This is a genomic window from Streptococcus oralis subsp. oralis (genome assembly GCF_002096435.1).
GTDB lineage: Bacteria > Bacillota > Bacilli > Lactobacillales > Streptococcaceae > Streptococcus > Streptococcus oralis_AA.
Genome location: NZ_NCUI01000024.1, coordinates 423,841 through 444,424 on the forward strand (window position 1 = coordinate 423,841; position 20,584 = coordinate 444,424).

General features: G+C 41.3%; 22 protein-coding genes. 6 read left to right on the top strand and 16 right to left on the bottom strand.

Going from position 1 to position 20,584, the window contains the following annotated elements; all coding sequences use genetic code 11:
* Positions 1 to 5: 5 nt before the first annotated feature.
* The 4 genes from B7723_RS05605 to lysS all read left to right on the top strand — a co-directional run bounded on the left by B7723_RS05605 (position 6) and on the right by lysS (position 3,582).
* Positions 6 to 848, top strand: a complete 843-nt coding sequence (locus B7723_RS05605; protein WP_084849859.1) for a DUF368 domain-containing protein — start codon at positions 6 to 8, stop codon at positions 846 to 848.
* Positions 848 to 1,330, top strand: a complete 483-nt coding sequence (locus B7723_RS05610) for an aminoacyl-tRNA deacylase (protein WP_084849608.1) — start codon at positions 848 to 850, stop codon at positions 1,328 to 1,330. The genes B7723_RS05605 and B7723_RS05610 overlap by 1 nt, the downstream gene beginning before the upstream one ends.
* Entirely contained in the window at positions 1,330 to 1,953 is a 624-nt protein-coding gene (locus tag B7723_RS05615; protein WP_084849607.1) for a histidine phosphatase family protein, read from the top strand. Before B7723_RS05610 ends, B7723_RS05615 begins: the two co-directional genes overlap by 1 nt.
* A 138-nt stretch (positions 1,954 to 2,091) precedes the next feature.
* On the top strand, positions 2,092 to 3,582 hold the full coding sequence (gene lysS, locus B7723_RS05620; RefSeq protein WP_000102438.1) for a lysine--tRNA ligase: 1,491 nt from the start codon (positions 2,092 to 2,094) through the stop codon (positions 3,580 to 3,582).
* Between the two features lie 225 nt (positions 3,583 to 3,807).
* Here the strand turns inward: lysS and B7723_RS05630 are convergent, their stop codons facing one another.
* The 5 genes from B7723_RS05630 to B7723_RS05650 form a co-directional block, all read right to left on the bottom strand.
* Positions 3,808 to 4,647, bottom strand: coding sequence for an amino acid ABC transporter substrate-binding protein (locus tag B7723_RS05630; RefSeq protein WP_084849606.1), 840 nt, complete (start codon positions 4,645 to 4,647; stop codon positions 3,808 to 3,810).
* A 9-nt stretch (positions 4,648 to 4,656) separates the two neighbouring features.
* On the bottom strand, positions 4,657 to 5,286 hold the full coding sequence (locus B7723_RS05635; RefSeq protein WP_084849605.1) for an amino acid ABC transporter ATP-binding protein: 630 nt from the start codon (positions 5,284 to 5,286) through the stop codon (positions 4,657 to 4,659).
* A gap of 10 nt (positions 5,287 to 5,296) precedes the next feature.
* Positions 5,297 to 5,938, bottom strand: coding sequence for an amino acid ABC transporter permease (locus B7723_RS05640; RefSeq protein ID WP_084849604.1), 642 nt, complete (start codon positions 5,936 to 5,938; stop codon positions 5,297 to 5,299).
* Positions 5,939 to 6,084: 146 nt separating this feature from the next.
* Entirely contained in the window at positions 6,085 to 7,314 is a 1,230-nt protein-coding gene (locus tag B7723_RS05645; RefSeq protein ID WP_162279212.1) for a tetratricopeptide repeat protein, read from the bottom strand.
* Positions 7,304 to 8,470 (bottom strand): AI-2E family transporter, encoded by a 1,167-nt coding sequence (locus B7723_RS05650; protein ID WP_000400294.1) that lies wholly within the window; start codon positions 8,468 to 8,470, stop codon positions 7,304 to 7,306. The genes B7723_RS05645 and B7723_RS05650 overlap by 11 nt, the downstream gene beginning before the upstream one ends.
* Positions 8,471 to 8,614: 144 nt before the next feature.
* On the opposite strand from B7723_RS05650, the gene B7723_RS05655 reads away from it, so the two are divergent.
* Complete coding sequence (locus B7723_RS05655) at positions 8,615 to 9,628, top strand: lactonase family protein (RefSeq protein WP_084849603.1); 1,014 nt, start codon at positions 8,615 to 8,617, stop codon at positions 9,626 to 9,628.
* Between the two features lie 35 nt (positions 9,629 to 9,663).
* On the opposite strand, the gene B7723_RS05660 is transcribed toward B7723_RS05655, so the two are convergent.
* The 11 genes from B7723_RS05660 to B7723_RS05710 form a co-directional block, all read right to left on the bottom strand.
* Positions 9,664 to 10,083, bottom strand: coding sequence for a F0F1 ATP synthase subunit epsilon (locus B7723_RS05660; protein ID WP_000068035.1), 420 nt, complete (start codon positions 10,081 to 10,083; stop codon positions 9,664 to 9,666).
* 10 nt (positions 10,084 to 10,093) lie between these two features.
* Positions 10,094 to 11,500, bottom strand: coding sequence for a F0F1 ATP synthase subunit beta (gene atpD, locus B7723_RS05665; RefSeq protein WP_049536478.1), 1,407 nt, complete (start codon positions 11,498 to 11,500; stop codon positions 10,094 to 10,096).
* A 192-nt stretch (positions 11,501 to 11,692) separates the two neighbouring features.
* On the bottom strand, positions 11,693 to 12,571 hold the full coding sequence (locus B7723_RS05670; RefSeq protein WP_084849602.1) for a F0F1 ATP synthase subunit gamma: 879 nt from the start codon (positions 12,569 to 12,571) through the stop codon (positions 11,693 to 11,695).
* A gap of 15 nt (positions 12,572 to 12,586) precedes the next feature.
* The gene (gene atpA, locus B7723_RS05675; protein WP_084849601.1) at positions 12,587 to 14,092 is read right to left on the bottom strand and encodes a F0F1 ATP synthase subunit alpha; all 1,506 of its coding nucleotides are present in this window, start codon (positions 14,090 to 14,092) and stop codon (positions 12,587 to 12,589) included.
* A 14-nt stretch (positions 14,093 to 14,106) separates the two neighbouring features.
* Complete coding sequence (locus B7723_RS05680) at positions 14,107 to 14,643, bottom strand: F0F1 ATP synthase subunit delta (RefSeq protein WP_084849600.1); 537 nt, start codon at positions 14,641 to 14,643, stop codon at positions 14,107 to 14,109.
* On the bottom strand, positions 14,643 to 15,137 hold the full coding sequence (atpF, locus tag B7723_RS05685) for a F0F1 ATP synthase subunit B (protein ID WP_000558543.1): 495 nt from the start codon (positions 15,135 to 15,137) through the stop codon (positions 14,643 to 14,645). Before atpF ends, B7723_RS05680 begins: the two co-directional genes overlap by 1 nt.
* 13 nt (positions 15,138 to 15,150) lie before the next feature.
* A complete protein-coding gene (gene atpB / locus B7723_RS05690; RefSeq protein WP_000392869.1) occupies positions 15,151 to 15,867 on the bottom strand; it encodes a F0F1 ATP synthase subunit A in 717 nt (238 codons plus the stop codon).
* Positions 15,868 to 15,901: 34 nt separating this feature from the next.
* A complete protein-coding gene (locus B7723_RS05695; protein ID WP_001054556.1) occupies positions 15,902 to 16,102 on the bottom strand; it encodes a F0F1 ATP synthase subunit C in 201 nt (66 codons plus the stop codon).
* A 231-nt stretch (positions 16,103 to 16,333) separates the two neighbouring features.
* Complete coding sequence (locus B7723_RS05700) at positions 16,334 to 16,645, bottom strand: CHY zinc finger protein (RefSeq protein WP_084849599.1); 312 nt, start codon at positions 16,643 to 16,645, stop codon at positions 16,334 to 16,336.
* A 14-nt stretch (positions 16,646 to 16,659) separates the two neighbouring features.
* Complete coding sequence (locus B7723_RS05705) at positions 16,660 to 17,946, bottom strand: peptidase U32 family protein (protein ID WP_084849598.1); 1,287 nt, start codon at positions 17,944 to 17,946, stop codon at positions 16,660 to 16,662.
* 136 nt (positions 17,947 to 18,082) lie between these two features.
* A complete protein-coding gene (locus B7723_RS05710) occupies positions 18,083 to 18,781 on the bottom strand; it encodes a GntR family transcriptional regulator (RefSeq protein WP_000936178.1) in 699 nt (232 codons plus the stop codon).
* Between the two features lie 140 nt (positions 18,782 to 18,921).
* Here B7723_RS05710 and guaA point away from each other — a divergent pair, with 140 nt between their 5' ends.
* Complete coding sequence (gene guaA, locus B7723_RS05715) at positions 18,922 to 20,484, top strand: glutamine-hydrolyzing GMP synthase (RefSeq protein ID WP_000065703.1); 1,563 nt, start codon at positions 18,922 to 18,924, stop codon at positions 20,482 to 20,484.
* Positions 20,485 to 20,584 lie beyond the last annotated feature (100 nt).

Here is a 20,584-nt window from a genome sequence, read left to right on the forward strand (position 1 = left end):
TTATGATGTTTTCATGGATTGCAAGAGTTATTAAAGGAATCGTCATCGCCTTAGGATTTATCTTACCAGGAATTTCAGGCGGTGTTTTGGCAGCTATTTTGGGGATCTACGAGCGAATGATTAGCTTTCTGGCTCATCCTTTTAAGGATTTTAAAGCGAATGTCCTATACTTTATCCCAGTAGCAATCGGGATGTTGCTAGGCATTGGTTTGTTTTCTTATCCAATCGAGTATCTGCTTGAAAATTACCAGGTCTATGTTTTATGGAGTTTTGCTGGAGCTATCATCGGTACGGTTCCTAGCCTCCTTAAAGAATCTACTCGAGAATCTGATCGTGACAAGATCGACCTAGTCTGGTTCTGGACCACCTTTATCCTTTCAGGTGTCGGGCTCTACGCGCTAAACTTTGTTGTTGGTTCACTCAGTGCCAGTTTCGCTAGCTTCATCTTAGCGGGTGCTCTTTTAGCGCTTGGTGTCTTGGTGCCTGGTTTAAGCCCGTCAAATCTACTCTTGATTTTAGGACTGTACGCTCCGATGCTAACTGGCTTTAAGACCTTTGATTTATTTGGTACCTTCCTTCCTATCGGGATTGGTGCAGGTGCAACTCTCATCGTTTTTTCAAAATTAATGGACCATGCCTTGAACAACTACCACTCCCGTGTTTATCACTTTATTATTGGAATTGTGCTATCAAGCACCCTCTTGATTTTGATTCCAAATGCTGGAAGTGCTGAAAGTATCCAATACACTGGACTTTCTATCGTGAGTTATGTTCTCATCGCCTTCTTCTTTGCACTTGGCATTTGGCTTGGTATCTGGATGAGTCAATTGGAGGATAAGTATAAATAATGGCAAAAAAAGTCAAGATTAAAAAAACTTTGGTCGAGCAAATCTTGACCAAGTCGGGTATTGACCATACTGGTATTCAGATCAACGCGCTTGAGGGTGAACTTCCTTCGGAATATGATCGAACTCATATCTTTAAAACCTTGGCTCTATTAGGAGACAAGACAGGACCAATCATCGGAATTGTTCCCTTAACAGAACACCTCGCCGAGAAAAAACTAGCAAAAGTTTCTGGCAATAAAAAAGTCAGCATGATTCCTCAAAAAGATCTGGAAAAAACGACAGGCTATATTCATGGGGCTAATAACCCCGTCGGCATTCGCCAAAAACACAACTATCCTATTTTTATTGATCAAAAAGCCTTGGATTTGGATAAAATGATTGTCTCTGCTGGAGAAGTCGGGCAAAGTATTATCATCCGACCTCAAGACTTAGCCAGCTTTGTAAAAGCAGATTTTGCTGATCTCTTGGAGGAAAACAACTGATGAAACTCTATTTTGTTCGTCATGGTCGCACCCTCTGGAATCTTGAAGGACGTTTTCAAGGTGCTAGCGGTGACTCTCCCCTTCTTCCAGACTCCATTGACATCCTAAAACAACTGGGGCAGTATCTTAAGGAAATTCCTTTTGATACGATTTATTCTAGTGATTTACCCAGAGCAGTTAAGTCTGCTGAAATTATCCAAAGTCAACTCCAGGCCCCTTGTCCTTTAAAAATCATTCCTGACCTGCGTGAATGGCAACTTGGAAAACTAGAGGGATTAAAAATCACTACGCTCAATTCCATCTACCCACAACAAATAAAGGCCTTTCGCTCTAATCTGGCTCAGTTTGATACGAGGATGTTTGAAGCCGAATCTCTTTACTCTACGACTCAGCGAACCATTCAGTTTATCAAATCTCTGAAAGAAAGTCCGACTGAAAGAATTTTGATTGTCGGGCATGGGGCAAATCTCACTGCTAGCCTGCGTACACTCTTAGGCTATAAAGAGGCTCACCTTCGCAAAGATGGAGGCTTGGCCAATGCTAGTCTGACAATTTTAGAAACTGATGATTTTGAATCCTTCACTATGGAAAGATGGAATGACACTTCCTATCAAGAAAAATAATGGAACTTGATCTTAATAGTCAAGTTCTTTTTAGTTTTCAAAGAATATCTGTGAATTTCTCTGCTATTTATGATAAAATGGGAGTATCGCAAAAAATGACTCATCGTATCAAATTTTGAGTAAAATTAGGAGGAACCCATGTCTACAGAACATATGGAAGAACTAAATGACCAGCAGATCGTTCGCCGTGAAAAAATGGCTGCGCTCCGTGAACAAGGAATCGATCCCTTCGGAAAACGTTTTGAACGTACTGCTAACTCTCAAGAACTAAAAGACAAATTTGCAGAACTTGATAAAGAACAATTACATGAACTAAATGAAACTGCTACTATCGCTGGACGCTTAGTAACTAAACGTGGTAAAGGGAAAGTTGGCTTTGCCCATCTCCAAGACCGTGAAGGTCAAATCCAAATCTACGTTCGTAAAGATGAAGTCGGTGAAGAAAACTACGAAATCTTCAAAAAGGCTGACCTCGGTGACTTCCTCGGTGTCGAAGGTGAAGTCATGCGTACGGATATGGGTGAACTCTCTATCAAGGCAACTCATATCACTCACTTGTCTAAAGCACTTCGCCCACTTCCTGAGAAATTCCACGGTTTGACAGACGTTGAAACCATCTATCGTAAACGTTACCTTGACTTGATTTCTAATCGTGAAAGCTTTGAACGTTTTGTCACTCGTTCAAAAATCATCTCTGAAATCCGTCGTTACCTTGACCAAAAAGGTTTCCTTGAAGTAGAAACACCTGTTCTCCACAACGAAGCTGGGGGCGCTGCTGCTCGTCCATTTATCACTCACCACAATGCACAAAATATCGATATGGTACTTCGTATCGCGACTGAGCTTCACTTAAAACGTCTTATCGTTGGTGGTATGGAACGTGTCTATGAAATTGGTCGTATCTTCCGTAACGAAGGAATGGACGCCACTCACAACCCTGAGTTCACTTCTATCGAAGTTTACCAAGCTTATGCGGACTTCCAAGATATCATGGACTTGACGGAAGGTATTATCCAACACGCTGCTAAGGCAGTTAAGGGTGATGGTCCAGTCAACTATCAAGGAACTGAAATCAAAATCAACGAACCATTTAAACGCGTTCACATGGTGGATGCCATCAAAGAAATTACTGGTGTAGATTTCTGGCAAGACATGACTTTCGAGGAAGCTAAAGCTATCGCTGCTGAGAAGAAAGTTCCAGTTGAGAAACACTACACTGAGGTTGGTCACATCATCAATGCCTTCTTTGAAGAGTTTGTTGAAGAAACCTTGATTCAACCAACCTTTGTCTATGGTCATCCAGTAGCTGTCTCTCCACTCGCGAAGAAAAATCCTGAAGACGAACGCTTTACTGACCGTTTCGAGCTCTTTATCATGACTAAGGAATACGGTAATGCCTTTACAGAGTTGAACGACCCAATCGATCAGCTTAGCCGTTTTGAAGCTCAAGCTAAAGCTAAAGAGCTTGGTGATGATGAAGCAACTGGTATTGACTACGACTACATTGAGGCTCTTGAATACGGTATGCCACCAACAGGTGGTTTGGGTATCGGTATCGACCGTCTCTGCATGCTCCTCACTGATACAACCACTATCCGTGATGTATTGCTCTTCCCAACAATGAAATAATACTCTTCGAAAATCTCTTCAAACCACGTCAGCGTTTCCTTGCCGTATGTATGGTTACTGACTTCGTCAGTTCTATCTACAACCTCAAAGCAGTGCTTTGAGCAGCCTGCGGCTAGCTTCCTAGTTTGCTCTTTGATTTTCATTGAGTATAAGCTCTTATCCTCTGGCACTTGCCAGAGGATTTTTAATATCAAAAGAGACTGAGGTAAACTCAATCTCTTTTTCTTATTCTTGATTTTTCACCTGACTGGTCGCTACATCTTCCCCAAACCATTTCTGGCTGATCTCCTGGAACTTCCCTTCTTTGTATAGTGATACAAAGGCTTGGTTCAAGGCATCTAGCAACGTTTTATCAGCAGGTCTAACACCGACTGCAAAGGCTTCGCTTTCAAATCCAGCTGAAAAGAGATTGTAGTCATTTAATATCCCTTCAGACTGGAGATAATAATTGGCATATACCCGGTCAATCAACAAGGCATCAATCCGATCATTTTTTAAATCAATCAAGGCTTCATTGAAACTTTGGTATTGATTAGCCTTCTGGTCTTTCACTCGATTCTTGAGTAGTTCTGGTTGTCCTTCAAAATTCAAATAGCCAGAAGATCCAGCCTGGGCCCCTAAAACTTTGTCAGTCATATCCTGAACTGAGTGGATATTTTGAGACTTTTTAGAGACCAAAACTTGTTGATTTTCCATGTAAGGAATGGTAAAAGCAACCTTCTCTTTCCGTTCATCTGTTGCTGTATAGCCATTCCAGATGGCATCAATGGTACCATTTTGTAGTTCGGTTTCTTTCATATCCCAGTCGATGGGTTGAAATTTAATCTGAATTCCTAGCTTTTCAGAAACAGCTTGGGCTAGGTCGATATCAAAGCCCGCATACTGGCCATTCTTTTCCTCAAATCCCATGGGAACAAAGGTATTGTCAAAGCCAATGGTAATGCTTCCCTGTTTTTGATATTTGGCCCAATTATCCTGATTTGGATCACTTGCCTTCTGAGTACAAGCTGTCAGGAAGAAGCTAAAGAACAGAGCAAGTACAAGGGCAATTTTCTTTCTCTTCATAGGCACCTCCTACTTTGGATCAACCTTAAGGATCTGATCAGCAATGTTTTCCGCGAACTGAAGATCGTGGGTTACAACAATCTGAGTCATGCCACGCTCTTTATTTTGAAGGATAAGTTTTTCCACTTCCAATCGCAACTCTGGATCTAAGGCTGATGTAGGCTCATCATATCCAATAATTTCTGGGTTTATCATCATGGCGCGCGCTAAGGCCACCCGTTGTTTTTGCCCACCTGAAAGTGAGAATGGAAAGGCATCTGCATGTCCAGCTAACCCAAGTTGTTCTAACAAACCACGCGCCTTCTTCTCAACAACTTCCTTCTCCATGCTCATCGTTTTTATGGGCGACAAGGTTAAGTTATCTAGAACTGACAAATGCGGAAAGAGTTGAAAATCTTGGAAAACAAATCCCAGAAGATTGCGCTTTTCTAGCTCGTCTATAGCTAGCGATTCTCCGTTATAGTAGATTTCCCCTGAATCGATGGTTTCCAACCCAGCTAGCATACGTAATAGGGTTGTCTTTCCGCCTCCTGATGGACCTACGATTGCAAGGATTTGCTTTTCAGGAATTGATAGGCTGAAGTTGGTTAAGATTTGTTTGCCAGCAAAGGCCTTGTTAATGTTTCGTAATTCTAACATAGCAATCCTCCTATCTGTAATAGCTGTACTTCTTCTCAAGTTTTTTCGCTACAATGGTTACAAGACCAATCATAATCAAATAAATCGCCCCGGCTAAGAACATAGGAACAAGACTAGCATCTCGATTGGCTGCTGTCCGACTTGCCAAAATCAAATCTGAAATCCCAAGGGCATAAACCAATGAAGTATCCTTGACCAAACTCATAATTTCATTAAAGACGCTCGGTAAGACAATCTTTGTAACTTGAGGAAGAATGATATAGCGAACTGTAGAAAAGGGGCTAAATTTTAACACTTTTGCGGCTTCATACTGCCCTTTGGGTATGGTTTCAATCCCACCACGAAAGATTTCAGCAAAGTAGGCTGCATAGTTCAATACAAAAGCAATCACAGCAGCAGGCAAACGATCTAAACGTATCCCAATGCTAGGGAGAACATAGTAAATAAAGATTAATTGCAAGAGCAAGGGAGTCCCTCGCATCACCCAAATATAAAGGTCAATTAGATAATGGAGGGGTTTCCAGCGGACTTGTAAAGCAAAGGCAACGACAATACCCAAAGGAATTGAAAAGATCAAGACCAGAGCAAAGACTTGAATTGTCATATTTGCACCGTTCAATAAACTCGGTAAAATCTCGAATAGATAAGACATACTACACCTCCTAAAAATAATTATTCCTATTATAGCATAAATAAACAATTTAGCAAGAGAAATAGATAAAAATTCTATTATTTTCAGAAAAAGAAAAACTGTATCTATCAAAAATGATGAGATACAGTTTTGTATTCTAACAAAGTTTAAAGTATTTCCAGGAGTTCTTGCATCTGAACATCATCTGGAATTAGTTTTAAATATGCTTCTGCTTGCGTCTTGGCTTCTTCGAAATACCCTAATTCACGCAAGAGATAAGTATATTGCTCCAGAAACTCTGGATTGTCCTTAAGGTCAGATGACAATTCTTGATAGAGCTCATGAGCTTTATCTAAATCCTCGATTTCCTGGTAAGAACGAGCAATCATCCACTTAGTAAGGAGATTTTCAGGTTCTTGACTTTGGAGAGCGATGATATCTTCGTACCGCTCTTTTTCCATATAAATGGTTACAAGGCGAAGGAAAATTTCTTCTGTATCCTCTGCATCTTCTTTTGCAGTAAGAAGAAACTGCTCAGCACCACTAGGATCATGCAATTCATACGAAAACTGTGAAGCAGCTAGTAAGAGCCGAGTTTCAAATGGATTTTTCTCCAAACCTTGTTTAGCGATACGAAGGGCCTCTTCCACCTGATGTTCCTTATGCAAAGCTTGACTATAACCATATTCATATCCTTCAAAATCAGGTGAAATGGTATCAATCTGCTTAAAGTAAAGAACAGATTTTTGATACTCTTCTTGGTCAAAGTAAAGACTAGCCAGTTCAAAGGCAGTTTGGTCATCGTATTCTAATTCTAAAGCTTTTTCTAAGAATTCAGTTGCAGCTTCAAACTTACCTAACTGAGCATAAGCGTAGCCAATTCGCTGATAGGTTGAGATACCCGTTTGCTCATAGATAGAGCGATTGTCTAATTGAGCATAACCCTGAATAGCTTCCTGATAATTTTCTAGCTCGCTATCCAACTCTGCCAAACCGAAGATTAAGAGTGGATCCTCTGAGTAGTTCAGAGCTTCCAGCAACTTTTCACGCGCCACATCCGTCAATCCTTCCAACTGATAGAGATCTGCTTTCAATACCAAAGCTGATACATACCAATCACTATCAGGTGTGATTTCCTCAAGGTAAACAAAGGCTTCCTCAACATTTCCATCCTCGCTAGCAATGGTTGCTAGGTTCAGATTCACTTCTGGAAATTCTGTAACGATATGTTGGTAAATTTCTTTTGCTTGAGGATAAAAGCCAATTCCCTCTAGATAGCTTGCTAATTCGTAGAGAACTTCGGTTGAATCAGTTTCAAGCGCTTTGCGAAAATACTGATCTGCTTTACTTAAATCCTGTTCATCCAAAGCCTGGAGCATGCGTTGACTATTGTTCACTCTTGATTTCCTCCCCTTCTTCTTCATACAAACCGCTGACCTTTTTGTACCAGTTAAAGATAGCAGAAATAACCACCTTAGCGGAGGCATAGACAGGAATTCCCAGCAAGACTCCCCAAATACCAAACATAGACCCTGAAGTTAGGAGAACAAAGAGGACATTGATGGGATGGATGTTTAGCTGACTACCTAAAATAAGCGGAGAAACGAAGCGACCTTCAATCGTTTGTTCAACAATAAAGACAATAATCACTTTCAAAAGCATCACAGGTCCTGCTATCAAGCCCAAAACCAAAGCAGGCAACATCGCTAGAAAACTACCTAGATAAGGTACTAGATTAAGGATACCAGCCGTGATCCCCAGAGTTACAGCATATCTGAGACCAATAATCTTAAAGAAGATAATAAACATAATTGCCACGATAATAGCAACTGTAACCTGCCCTCTAACATAGTTTGATAACTGTTTATTAACATCTGACAAAACTTGTCCGACAGGTTCTTTTAACTTGTTTGGGATGAATTTAGTTAGGTAATCCCGCAAGCCTTTCCCATCTCTCAAAAGATAAAAGAGCATGAAGGGTACGATAATAACCGCTACAATGACCTGGGAAACGCTACTGATAAAGGCGCTAACCCAGTTAACAGCTTGAGAAGAGATTTTGCTGGCCCACATAGTCGCCTCACTAGAAACATTGGAAAGAACCTGCTCCAACTGTGGTCTAAAATCATCTGGCAAGCGTTTGGTTACAAGGTCATTGATCACCTTATCAGCATCTTCCAGGTATGTCGGCACATTCTTCGCAAAATTTAAGACTTGACGTTGCAGATTAGGAATTGCGACTGCCAGCCCCCAAATGATAAAGAGTCCAATAATAACAAAAACAATACTAATGGCAAGGACACGATTGATCTTGTGCTTCTCCATCCAGTCAACAATCGGATTGAGGAGGTAATAAAGTAAACCAGATAAAATAACTGGCAACATGACAACTCCTAGAAAATCCAAAACTGGTAAAAAGATAAAACTAATCTTACTTAGAATAAAAATGTTTAGCCCCAGTAACAAGGTTACTAAAAATACAGTGATGGCTTTATTATCTAAAAACCACTTAAAAAACCAAGATAGGCTAAAATGTTTCTCTTTATGTTCCATAAATACATCCTTTCTGTCATTCTCTCATTATACCATTTTTAGACTAAAATAACTCTTTTTTAAAGTGCTTACATGGATGAATCTAGTGCTTCATGACTGCCATTTTGTGGTATAATGAACTTATCATTATTAAGAGGTATGGACATGAAAGAAACTGTTTATTTTGGAACTTACACTCGTCGCTTATCTAAAGGGATTTACAAGGCAGATTTTGATACAGAAACAGGCCAGCTTGAAAATCTTGAACTCTTTGCTGCTGAACCAAGTCCAACCTACCTTGCCTTTGACCAACAGCAACACTTATACACTGTAGGGAGCCAGGATGGCTTAGGTGGAATCGCTGCATATAAGACAGATGGTGCTTTGCTAAATCATGTGGTTGAAGAAGGCGCTCCCCATTGTTATGTGGCAGTGGATGAAAAGCGTGGTCTCGTTTATGGGGCCAACTATCATAAAGGTCAAGTTCTGGTTTATAAACGTCAAGCAGATGGTAGCCTCATCCAAACGGATCTAGATCAGCATAGTGGACAAGGTCCTCATGAAAACCAAACTTCCCCACATGTACACTTTACAGATCTAACACCTGACCAGTACCTCGTCACTTGTGATCTAGGAACAGATGAAGTAACAACCTACGATGTTAGTCCAGAAGGAAAACTAAGTAAACTCTATACTTATCACAGCCAAGCTGGAGCAGGTGCACGCCACATCGTTTTCCACCACCACTATAAGATTGCCTATCTCATCTGCGAACTTAATAGCACGATAGAGGTCTTGATTTATGATGGAGTTGGTGAATTTGAACGCATGCAAGTTATTTCAACCTTACCAGATGGATACGAAGGCTTTAATGCTACTGCTGCCATTCGTCTTTCAAAAGATGGCAAATACCTCTACGCATCCAACCGAGGTCATGATTCCATTGCGGTCTATACAATCCTCGCTGATGGTAGCTTGGAATTATTAGAGATTGTACCAAGCCATGGTAAAAATCCACGTGATTTCGACCTGAGTCCTGATCAAGAGTTTCTCATTGCTGTTCATCAAGATTCTGATAACGCAACCGTCTTTAAGCGCAATCCTGAAACTGGTCGTCTTGCAGAGCTTTCTAACGACTTCCATGTCCCAGAAGCAGTTTGCATCATTGTTTCTAACTAAGATAAAAAAATGAACTTGAGTTTCAAGTTCATTTTTTATAGTTTATTTCTAACATTAATACGGTTAATGGCACGTTGAAGAGCAATCTTAGCACGTCGTTCTTGGTCTATTAAATGCTTTTCATGGGCTTCTTCGATTTCTCGTTCGGCGCGAAGTTTGGCACGTTCCGCACGACTGATATCGATATCACGAGCACGCTCTGCTGAGTCAGCTACAATGGTAATGATGTCATTGGCAATCTCGATAATCCCTCCGTTCACTGCAATCCAGTTTACATGAGTATCATCATCGATTCGCTTTACCTTTACTTCATCAACCGCTAAAACCGCAATCATATTTTCATGTCGTGGCAAGATCCCCATCTCACCATCCAGAGTTCGAACCGATACAAAGCTGGCATGGTGATCATAGACGAGGCCATCTGGTGTCACGATCTGGACAGTTAACTGAGCCATAGGTCACCTCTTAAAATCCCATTTTCTCTGCCTTAGCAATGACGTCTTCGATTGAACCGACACCACGGAAGGCATCTTCTGGTAGCTGGTCATATTTCCCTTCAAGGATTTCCTTAAAGCCACGAACCGTTTCCGCTACTGGTACATACGAACCAGGTTGGCCAGTAAATTGCTCCGCAACGTTGAAGTTTTGTGACAAGAAGAACTGGATGCGGCGGGCACGCGCAACCAAGGTTTTTTCTTCATCAGAGAGTTCATCCATACCAAGGATAGCAATGATGTCTTGCAATTCATGGTAACGTTGAAGAACACGTTTAACTTCCGCAGCTACAGCATAGTGCTCCTCACCAACAATCTCAGGTGCCAAGGCACGAGAGCTTGAAGCAAGTGGGTCAACGGCTGGGTAAATCCCCAACTGTACCAACTTACGTTCCAAGTTAGTCGTTGAATCCAAGTGAGCGAAGGCTGTTGCTGGCGCAGGGTCAGTATAGTCATCCGCAGGCACGTAGATAGCCTGGATTGAGGTTACAGAACCCTTCTTAGTTGACGTGATACGCTCTTGCAATTGACCCATCTCCGTTGCAAGTGTTGGTTGGTAACCAACGGCTGAAGGCATCCGACCCAAAAGGGCAGATACTTCTGAACCAGCCTGAGTGAAACGGAAAATATTGTCGATAAAGAGAAGCACATCTTGGCCTTCTACATCACGGAAGTATTCGGCGATGGTCAAACCAGTAAGGGCAACACGCATACGTGCTCCTGGTGGTTCATTCATCTGACCAAATACCATGGCTGTTTTCTCGATAACGCCTGATTCTTTCATTTCCCAGTAAAGGTCGTTCCCCTCACGGGTACGTTCCCCAACACCAGTAAATACGGAAATACCACCATGTTCTTGGGCAATATTGTGAATCAATTCTTGGATTAAGACGGTTTTACCAACTCCGGCACCACCGAAGAGTCCGACTTTCCCCCCTTTAAGGTATGGGGCAAGAAGGTCGATAACCTTAATCCCAGTTTCAAGAATTTCAGAAGAGGTAGACAATTCATCGAAAGTTGGAGCTTTTTTATGAATTGGCTGACGCTCAGCGTCTTCAGCAAAAGGAGCATCCAAGTCAATGGTATCTCCCAAAACATTGAAGACACGTCCCAAAGTTTCTTTACCTACTGGAACCGAGATTGGACGACCTGTGTCCAAAACTTCCATTCCACGAGTCAAACCATCAGTTGATTCCATTGCGATAGTACGGACCATACCATCACCCAACTCCAAGGCTACTTCAAGGACGATTTTTGTTTTTCTTTCGTCATTTTTGTAGACGACAAGTGCATTGTTAATCTCAGGAAGTGTTTCCCCTGCTGCAAACAAGACGTCTACAACGGGTCCGATAACCTGAGCAATTTTACCTGAACTCATCTCCTTCTCCTATTCTATATAAGATACTATCGGTTCCTAGCTCAACTAGGTCCTAATACTCTTCGAAAATCAAATTCAAACCACGTCAGCGTCGCCTTACCGTACTCAAGTACAGCCTACAGCTAGCTTCCTAGTTTGCTCTTTGATTTTTATTGAGTATAAGTTCATTTTCATACGAGCTGGACTAAAGCCTTATTCTAAGGCGCTAGCACCTGCTACAATTTCTGTAATTTCTTGTGTAATCGCCGCCTGTCTGGCACGGTTATACTGGATTGTCAAATCATTGATGACTTTCTTGGCATTATCAGTCGCTGTCTGCATAGCTGTCATACCTGCGGCATTTTCAGCTGTCTTGGCATCGATAATAGCCCCGTAAATCATACTTTCAGCATACTGTGGCAACAATTGTTCTAAAATTTCTTCTCGGCTTGTTTCCAACTCAAATGTCAAGCTATACTCCTCGTCTGCTTCGTTTGGATCGAGGTCTACAATCGGAAGCATTTGCTCTACACGCATTTGACTTGTGAGCGTATTAACGTGGTGATTGTAGCAGACGTACAATTCATCAAAAAGTTCATTTTGATACATTTCAATCGTTTTTGAAATAATTTTACGAACTTCATCAAAGCTAGGTTGGTCAGCCAAGCCTCGTAATTCATAGATTGGTTGAATGCCACGAGCCTTGAAAAAGTCAGCTCCCATACCACCAATACAAATGACTTCAAAGTCATCTCCATTTGGATGATATTCTTCTTTCAACTCCATAACAGTTTTAAGGATGGAAGCATTGTAGCCTCCAACCAAACCACGATCCGAAGTGATGACAATATAGCCTGTCTTTTTAACTGGACGACTAATCAACATAGGATTGTTTGAACCACCAGCTCCATTTCCGTGAAGGATATCTGTCAAGAGTTTACGAACCTTTTGAGAGTATATTTGAAAGTTTCGAGCTGCTTCTTCAGATCGACCTAACTTAGCAGCTGATACCATTTGCATGGCATTGGTGATTTGACTAGTATTCTTGGTTGAGGCGATTTTTGTTTTAATATCATTTAGAGATACTGCCATCTGACACCTCTATTCTTATTGGAAGCTGGATTGATTGAGAAACTCGGTAATCGCAGCATCCAAGACTGCTTCTTCTGGCAAGTCTTTTGTCTCACGAATGGTTTCCAAAATCTCTGGATGTTGTGCATCAAAGAAGCCATGGAACTCTTCCTCAAAACGAACAATGTCATTTACAGGAACTGTATCCAAGAATCCGTGTGTCAAAGCATACAGGATCGTCACTTGTTTCTCAACAGGCAAAGGCTTGTGAACAGGTTGTTTCAATACTTCTACCGTACGACGACCACGATTCAACTTAGCTTGAGTAGCCGCATCCAAGTCCGAACCGAACTTAGTGAAGGCTTCTAACTCACGGTATGAAGCAAGGTCGATACGAAGAGTACCAGCAACCTTCTTCATGGCTTTAATCTGAGCAGAACCACCTACACGAGATACAGATGAACCCGCATCAATAGCTGGGCGAATACCTGCGTTAAAGAGTCCATCTCCAAGGAAGATTTGTCCATCTGTGATTGAAATCACGTTGGTTGCGATATAGGCAGAGATATCTCCTGCTTGCGTCTCAATAAATGGTAGGGCTGTGATTGATCCACCACCAAGCTCGTCAGAAACTTTGGCTGAGCGCTCAAGCAAACGGCTGTGAAGGTAGAAGACATCCCCTGGGAAGGCCTCACGACCTGGTGGACGACGAAGCAAGAGAGAAAGTTCACGATAAGCGACTGCTTGTTTTGAAAGATCATCATAAACAATTAAAACATGCTTCCCTTGGTACATAAATTCTTCCGCCATAGCTACTCCAGCATAAGGAGCTAGGAAAAGCAATGGAGACGGTTGTGAAGCAGAAGCCGTCACAACGATTGTGTAGTCCAAGGCACCGTACTGACGAAGTGTTTCTACTTGCGTACGAACTGTTGATTCTTTTTGTCCAATCGCTACATAGATACAGATCATATCTTGCTCTTTTTGGTTCAAGATTGTATCAATTGCAATAGTTGTTTTCCCTGTCTGACGGTCACCAATAATCAACTCACGTTGACCACGACCAATCGGTACAAGGGCATCAATAGCTTTCAAACCTGTTTGTAATGGTTCTGATACAGACTTACGTTGCATAACGCCAGGAGCTGGCGCTTCTACTGGACGAGTTTTGTCAGTATGGATGTCACCAATACCATCAACTGGACGACCAAGTGGGTCGACAACACGTCCGATTAGGCTGTCCCCCACAGGTACTTCCATGATTTTACCTGTACGGCGAATCGTATCACCTTCACGAATATCTGTAAAGTCTCCAAGGATGATAATCCCAACGTCTGTAGACTCCAAGTTTTGCGCCATCCCATAAGAGCCGTTTTCAAAGACCAACAACTCTCCACTCATGGCATTTTCAAGACCGTGAGCACGCGCAATTCCATCCCCGATATAGGTTACAACACCTGTTTCAGACACATCAAAATTGGGTTTGAAATTTTCAATTTGTTGCTTAATTAAAGCGCTGATTTCTTGTGCGTTAATTGCCAAAAGAACACCACTTTCTATTTCAAATTTTCTTTAACAACTCGAAGTTGTTGTTTTATACTCACATCAATTGTCTTGTGATTAGCAAAAATAACAAAACCACCAATGAGTCCTTCATCAATTTGTTCTTTAATACTCCGTACTTTCAGAGACATTTTTTTCTCTATCAAGGGAAGCAAACGTTCCTTCTGTTCATCTGTTAAAGGATGAGCTGAGGAAATCGTGACTACAAAATGATTGGTTTCTCTTTCAAGACGATTCAAACAATCAACAATGATATCATAAAAAAGATTTGCTCTGTGATTGTAAATCAGAACCTGAATAAAGTTTTGCATTAAAGGTGAGACAGAGTCTTGAAAGAAACCAACTGTTTTTTCCTTATCAGACTCATCAACTGCCACCTGAGCTAAAAAAGAAGGTAAGCCCGTTTCTTCTGCGACTTTCTTGATTTGATCCAAGTCTGAAAAAATCCGGTTCTCTTCTCCTTTTTCAATCACTAATTGGACAAAAGGTATGCTGTACTTTTCAATTACCTTTGCTGTTTTCTTGTCCATTAGGCTTCTCCTAGCTGATCGATATACTGATCAATGAGTTCCTTATGAGCATGACTGTCAAGGTTTTTTGAGATGATTTTACCAGCGAGACTAATCGTCAAATCTGCCACCTCGCCCTTAACACTTTGCAAAGCTTCAGCTTTATTCTGAGCAATTTCTTGATTCGCCTTCTCTTTTAAGCGACCTGCTTCTACTTTAGCATCTGCCAGAATATCTGCTTTACTCTTCTCTGCAGTCTCTTTAGCATTTTCAATGATTGTTTTGGCTTCGTTGCGACTACCAGCCAATTCATCTTCGCGTTTTTGAGCAAGAGTTTCTGCTTTTTGACGAGCTTGTTCAGCTCCATCAATATCAGCAGCAATTTTATTTGCCCTTTCTTCGAAGACACTTGTCAAGTTTGACCACGCATATTTCTTAACTAAGACAATCAAAAGGATAAAAGAGCCAGCGATTAAAATAAAGTTACCAATTAATTCACCTACTGTTACGTGCATCTGTTACTCCTTTCTACTCTTCTCCATCATTTATCTTATTTCCTAAGTACATAGAAGACAACATGGTAAACACATAGGCTTGGATGCAGGAAATAAAGACAGAAAAGGCTGTCCAAGCCAAGTTAGCACCAAAAGCAACTGGATACCAATATAGAGCTTGATGAGATAGAGTGATTAGCAAACTAGCCATCACTTCTCCAGCAAAGATATTTCCGAACACCCGCAAGGCAAGTGATAAAAAGTTGGTAAACTCTTCTAAGATATTCATGGGAGTCATAAAGCCAGGTGTGATATAGGCTTTTAGATATTTTTTAATCCCACGGCGACGAATCCCTTCAATATGGGTCATCAGGATAATTCCAAATGACAAGGCCAAGTCAAACTGGAGATTTGCAGTTGGCGATGTCCAAAGGTTTGTCCCATCTGTAGTTTGAAGTTTCGCCATCAAACCGAGGTTATTTGCCAGTACCATAAATAGAAATAGACAAAGGAAAAAGAGCGAGTAGTCTTTCATGTAGCTTTTACCAATGTTAGGTTCTGTAAATCCAATAACGAAGTCATAGAAATACTCAAGTACATTTTGCTTTCCTTTGGGTTTCAAAGTCATATTGCGACTTGCCCAATAGATAAAGCCAAAAACAACTCCCACAATCAACAAGGTCATGGCTAACATGGTTAAATCAAAGGTAACAGGACCAATATTGATGGTTGGATTGATACTTTCTTCCATCTAGAATCCTCCCTTTTCTTCTCGTTCCATTTGTCTATTTGATGACGAATGAAAAGACGAGGGTAACCAAGAACGTTCCTTCAATAAAGGCAATCCCCATGATCATTAAGCTACGTAATTGTGGGATGATGTCTGGTTGGCGAGCTGCTGATTTGAACAAACCGTTCATCAACATACCTTCTGCAAGAGATACACCCATACAGGCAAGACAAAGACCGAAAAATGTTAAATTCATGATGAATTCTCCTTTTATTTAAAATTTACTTACTTAGTTTAGTCCTAAAATTTTGATTTGTCAACTTTTTACTTACGTTGAAAGCGTTTCAGATGATATATTTCTATTTTTGCTATTTTTACACTATTTTATAAAAAGTTTTTCCATTTTAGATTGCGTGTTTTTCTTGATTTTACTCTATTTTCTGAAACAAACTGAAAAATCCAAGTTTAGAACTTGGATCGATTCAGTTTATTTAAAATAGTAGGAATAGTGTTGTTTACAACCTGGATTAAATGGTGCACTGCAGTAAGGACAAGCCATCTGTTTTTGGTAATCTTGGAAAGTCATTGTCCTCTTACAACCCCCACATAAGATCGGTCGATCCTCAGAAAGCACCAAGGGATAGGGCGAAAACAAATGCGTTTCCATAGCATTGTGGCACTGATAACAAGCATAGTATTTTTTACACTCATAACACTGGAGGGAAACGATGTCCTTTTCAGCATGGTAATGAATACATCTGCCTTCATCATCAACTAACAAACCTTGAGCTTGATTCATTCACTTTTCCTTCTCTAGGCACGAACTGTAACGCTAGTTCCATCTTCCTTATAAAGATTGATAAGACCTTCCTTGAGAGCGCGGACCATGTCACCTGCTTGTACAGGTTGTGGAACCTTGATGGTCAAGAGTTCCATTGGATTTGGGGCGCGGTCAATTTTATTGCCCTTGGCATCATGAAGATCCTCGATATAAGTCTCAAAATGACGGAAACCTGGTCCATAAAACTCAACTTGATCGCCTTCGTTGATGACATTCCGTTGACGAATGGTTGCCGTTTGAGTCGCATCATCATACGCAACCACTTCAGCTACAAACTTGTACTCAGGGATTTTACGACGCGCACCGAACAACTGTTCATTTTCTGTAGGTGTACCATAGTAGAAACCTGTTGCCAATTCACGTTGAGCAACCTTCCACATCTCGTCTACCAAGTCCTGTTTGATGGCTTCAAATTTCTCAGGACTTTCGAGATAAGCATCTACAGCCGCCTTGTAACAGTTGGTCACAGTTGAAACATAGTGAATAGATTTCATACGGCCTTCAATCTTGAGACTGTCTACGCCATTTTCAATCATATCTGGGATATGGTCAATCATAGACATATCAACGGCAGACATCGAAAATTCTTCTGGGATTTCACCTTTCAGACTTTTACGTTCTTGACCAAAGGGCATGTCATAAAGATCGTATTTCCAACGACAAGACTGAGAACAGCCCCCACGGTTGGCATCACGCATACTCATGTGGTTTGATAGCGTACAGCGACCTGAGTAGGAAATACACATGGCTCCATGGACAAAGGCCTCAATCTCAACATCTGTACGTTTGCGAATCTCTGCCAATTCTTCCATTGAAACTTCACGGGCCAAAACCACGCGAGTTAGACCAAGTCCTTTCCAGAACTCAAGAGTTTCATAGTTCGTCGCACTTGCTTGGGTTGAAAGGTGGATTTCAAGACCTGGTGCTTCGGTTGCTGCAATCATAATCAAGGCTGGATCCGACACTATAACTGCGGCAATCCCGATGTCGCGCAACTTACGGAACCATTCTCCAGCACCAGCTTCGTTTCCTTCGTGCATAACCATGTTAGCAGCCACATAGACCTTGGCACCGTACTTAGCAGCAAACTGGACTCCTTCTTCCATCTGTTCAAAGGTAAAGTTTCCAGCACGGCTACGAAGACCATAGGCCTGTCCACCGATGAATACTGCGTCCGCACCATATTGAACAGCTACCTTCAGCTTCTCTAAAGTTCCTGCAGGTGATAAAACCTCAGGACGTTTTAATGTTTTTGTCATTTTTTCTCCTATTTGCAATATAAAAGTTTGACGTTTTTCCTTCTCATTTTATAGTAAATAATGGATAAAATCAAGCCTAGACAGATTGTTTTGACAATTCTAATCTTTCCTAAAACAAAAAACTAGCCTTTCTAGACTAGTTATTTTCAAGATAAAATTCAAAGCGTTCACCCACGTATTGACTCTTTACATACTCAAAAGCTGTCCCATCTTCAAGATAAGAGACCTGAGTCAAGGCTAAAATGGCATGCCCCTTTTCGACTTCTAGATAGTGAGCAATCTTTTCCTTAGCCAATCTCGCATAAATGGTCTGTTGGGATTTGCCAATCCGGTAACCATGTTGCTGCAAGGTTTGAAAGAAGTGACTAGTGATTTCTTCTTTTTTGAAATCCTTAATAAATTTCTCAGGAATGGATGCGACTTCATAGACTAGCGGAACTTGGTCAGCGTAACGCACCCGTTCCATACGGATAATATTCTCTGTCGGAGTAATCCCTAGCTTTGCGACCTCTTGTTCATTTGGAATAGTTCTTCTGTAAGAAATGAGCTGACTAGAAGGGACTTTACCTTGAGATTTGACAATCTCCGTAAAACTGGTTGTACCCCGCATTTTTTCTTGGACACGAGTGCTAGAGACAAAAGTCCCACTTCCTACACGACGCTCCAAAACTCCTTCCTCAACCAAGAGAGAGATAGCTTGGCGTAATGTCATCCGGCTAACTTGAAACTGTTCAGCTAAATCTCGCTCACTTGGAAGTCTCTCTCCGATTTTCCAATGATGCTCATCTATATCCTTCTTGATCTGATCGTGGATTTTCATATAAGCTGGTAACATGATTCTCACTTCTTTTCTTTATTTTCTCCATTGTACCGTATTTGCTAAGAAAAAGTCAAACTTCGCCTTGTTTAGTTGGTAATTCGCCCCTATTTGTGATAGAATATTGAAAAAGATATTTCTTTTGAGAAAGGAAAAAGATGAGCAACATTTCAACTGACTTGCAAGATGTCGAAAAAATCATCGTGCTGGACTACGGTAGCCAATACAACCAGCTGATTTCACGCCGTATTCGTGAAATTGGTGTTTTTTCAGAGTTAAAAAGTCATAAAATCTCAGCCGCAGAGGTTCGTGCGATTAACCCTGTAGGGATCATCCTCTCTGGTGGACCAAACTCTGTATACGAAGATGGTTCATTTGATATTGACCCAGAAATTTTTGAACTTGGCATTCCAATTTTGGGAATCTGCTATGGTATGCAACTTTTAACTCATAAACTTGGAGGAAAAGTTGTCCCTGCTAGTGATGCTGGTAACCGTGAGTATGGTCAATCACCACTTACCCATACCACTTCTGCCCTCTTTGAAGGAACTCCTGAAGAACAGATTGTTTTGATGAGCCATGGCGATGCTGTTACAGAGATTCCAGCTGATTTTGTTCGTACTGGTACTTCTGCTGACTGTCCTTATGCAGCTATTGAAAACCCTGAAAAGCACATCTATGGTATCCAATTTCACCCAGAAGTTCGCCATTCTGTATACGGGAATGATATCCTTCGCAACTTTGCCCTTAACATCTGTCAGGCTAAAGGCGACTGGTCAATGGACAACTTTATCGATATGCAGATCAAGAAAATCCGTGAGACTGTAGGTGACAAGCGTGTTCTTCTCGGCCTATCAGGTGGTGTTGACTCTTCTGTCGTTGGCGTTCTTCTCCAGAAAGCAATCGGCGATCAATTGATCTGTATCTTTGTTGACCACGGTCTTCTCCGTAAAGGGGAAGCAGACCAAGTTATGGACATGCTTGGTGGTAAGTTTGGGTTGAATATCGTCAAGGCAGATGCCGCTAAACGATTCCTTGATAAACTTGCAGGTGTTTCTGACCCTGAACAAAAACGTAAAATCATCGGAAACGAGTTTGTTTATGTATTTGATGACGAAGCAAGCAAGCTAAAAGATGTGAAATTCCTTGCTCAGGGAACGCTTTACACTGACGTGATTGAGTCTGGTACAGATACTGCTCAAACCATCAAATCACACCACAACGTGGGTGGTCTTCCAGAAGACATGCAGTTTGAATTGATTGAACCATTGAACACTCTTTATAAAGACGAAGTCCGTGCCCTCGGTACAGAACTTGGTATGCCAGACCACATCGTATGGCGCCAACCATTCCCAGGACCAGGACTTGCTATTCGTGTCATGGGTGAAATCACTGAAGAAAAACTAGAAACTGTTCGTGAGTCTGATGCTATCCTGCGTGAAGAAATCGCTAAAGCTGGCCTTGATCGTGATATCTGGCAATACTTCACTGTCAACACAGGCGTTCGTTCAGTCGGTGTTATGGGTGACGGTCGTACTTACGACTACACGATTGCTATTCGTGCCATCACTTCTATCGATGGTATGACAGCTGACTTCGCTAAGATTCCATGGGAAGTCCTTCAAAAGATTTCTGTACGTATCGTAAATGAAGTGGATCACGTTAACCGTATCGTCTACGATATTACAAGTAAACCACCTGCAACCGTTGAGTGGGAATAGAATTTTCTATAAAATAATAAATAATACTGCTGGAGCATGGACTACAGTAGTATTATTTTTTATAATTTCAATATTAAGAAAATTTCTCGACTCTCAACAC

Excerpts from the sequence above, each read along its gene's own strand:
- B7723_RS05605 (WP_084849859.1), top strand. The coding sequence starts at position 6 with ATGTTTTCATGGATTGCAAGAGTTATTAAAGGAATCGTCATCGCCTTA.
- B7723_RS05610 (WP_084849608.1), top strand. The coding sequence starts at position 848 with ATGGCAAAAAAAGTCAAGATTAAAAAAACTTTGGTCGAGCAAATCTTG.
- B7723_RS05615 (WP_084849607.1), top strand. The coding sequence starts at position 1,330 with ATGAAACTCTATTTTGTTCGTCATGGTCGCACCCTCTGGAATCTTGAA.
- lysS (WP_000102438.1), top strand. The coding sequence starts at position 2,092 with ATGTCTACAGAACATATGGAAGAACTAAATGACCAGCAGATCGTTCGC.
- B7723_RS05630 (WP_084849606.1), bottom strand. The coding sequence starts at position 4,647 with ATGAAGAGAAAGAAAATTGCCCTTGTACTTGCTCTGTTCTTTAGCTTC.
- B7723_RS05635 (WP_084849605.1), bottom strand. The coding sequence starts at position 5,286 with ATGTTAGAATTACGAAACATTAACAAGGCCTTTGCTGGCAAACAAATC.
- B7723_RS05640 (WP_084849604.1), bottom strand. The coding sequence starts at position 5,938 with ATGTCTTATCTATTCGAGATTTTACCGAGTTTATTGAACGGTGCAAAT.
- B7723_RS05650 (WP_000400294.1), bottom strand. The coding sequence starts at position 8,470 with ATGGAACATAAAGAGAAACATTTTAGCCTATCTTGGTTTTTTAAGTGG.
- B7723_RS05655 (WP_084849603.1), top strand. The coding sequence starts at position 8,615 with ATGAAAGAAACTGTTTATTTTGGAACTTACACTCGTCGCTTATCTAAA.
- B7723_RS05660 (WP_000068035.1), bottom strand. The coding sequence starts at position 10,083 with ATGGCTCAGTTAACTGTCCAGATCGTGACACCAGATGGCCTCGTCTAT.
- atpD (WP_049536478.1), bottom strand. The coding sequence starts at position 11,500 with ATGAGTTCAGGTAAAATTGCTCAGGTTATCGGACCCGTTGTAGACGTC.
- B7723_RS05670 (WP_084849602.1), bottom strand. The coding sequence starts at position 12,571 with ATGGCAGTATCTCTAAATGATATTAAAACAAAAATCGCCTCAACCAAG.
- B7723_RS05680 (WP_084849600.1), bottom strand. The coding sequence starts at position 14,643 with ATGGACAAGAAAACAGCAAAGGTAATTGAAAAGTACAGCATACCTTTT.
- atpF (WP_000558543.1), bottom strand. The coding sequence starts at position 15,137 with ATGCACGTAACAGTAGGTGAATTAATTGGTAACTTTATTTTAATCGCT.
- atpB (WP_000392869.1), bottom strand. The coding sequence starts at position 15,867 with ATGGAAGAAAGTATCAATCCAACCATCAATATTGGTCCTGTTACCTTT.
- B7723_RS05695 (WP_001054556.1), bottom strand. The coding sequence starts at position 16,102 with ATGAATTTAACATTTTTCGGTCTTTGTCTTGCCTGTATGGGTGTATCT.
- B7723_RS05700 (WP_084849599.1), bottom strand. The coding sequence starts at position 16,645 with ATGAATCAAGCTCAAGGTTTGTTAGTTGATGATGAAGGCAGATGTATT.
- B7723_RS05705 (WP_084849598.1), bottom strand. The coding sequence starts at position 17,946 with ATGACAAAAACATTAAAACGTCCTGAGGTTTTATCACCTGCAGGAACT.
- B7723_RS05710 (WP_000936178.1), bottom strand. The coding sequence starts at position 18,781 with ATGTTACCAGCTTATATGAAAATCCACGATCAGATCAAGAAGGATATA.
- guaA (WP_000065703.1), top strand. The coding sequence starts at position 18,922 with ATGAGCAACATTTCAACTGACTTGCAAGATGTCGAAAAAATCATCGTG.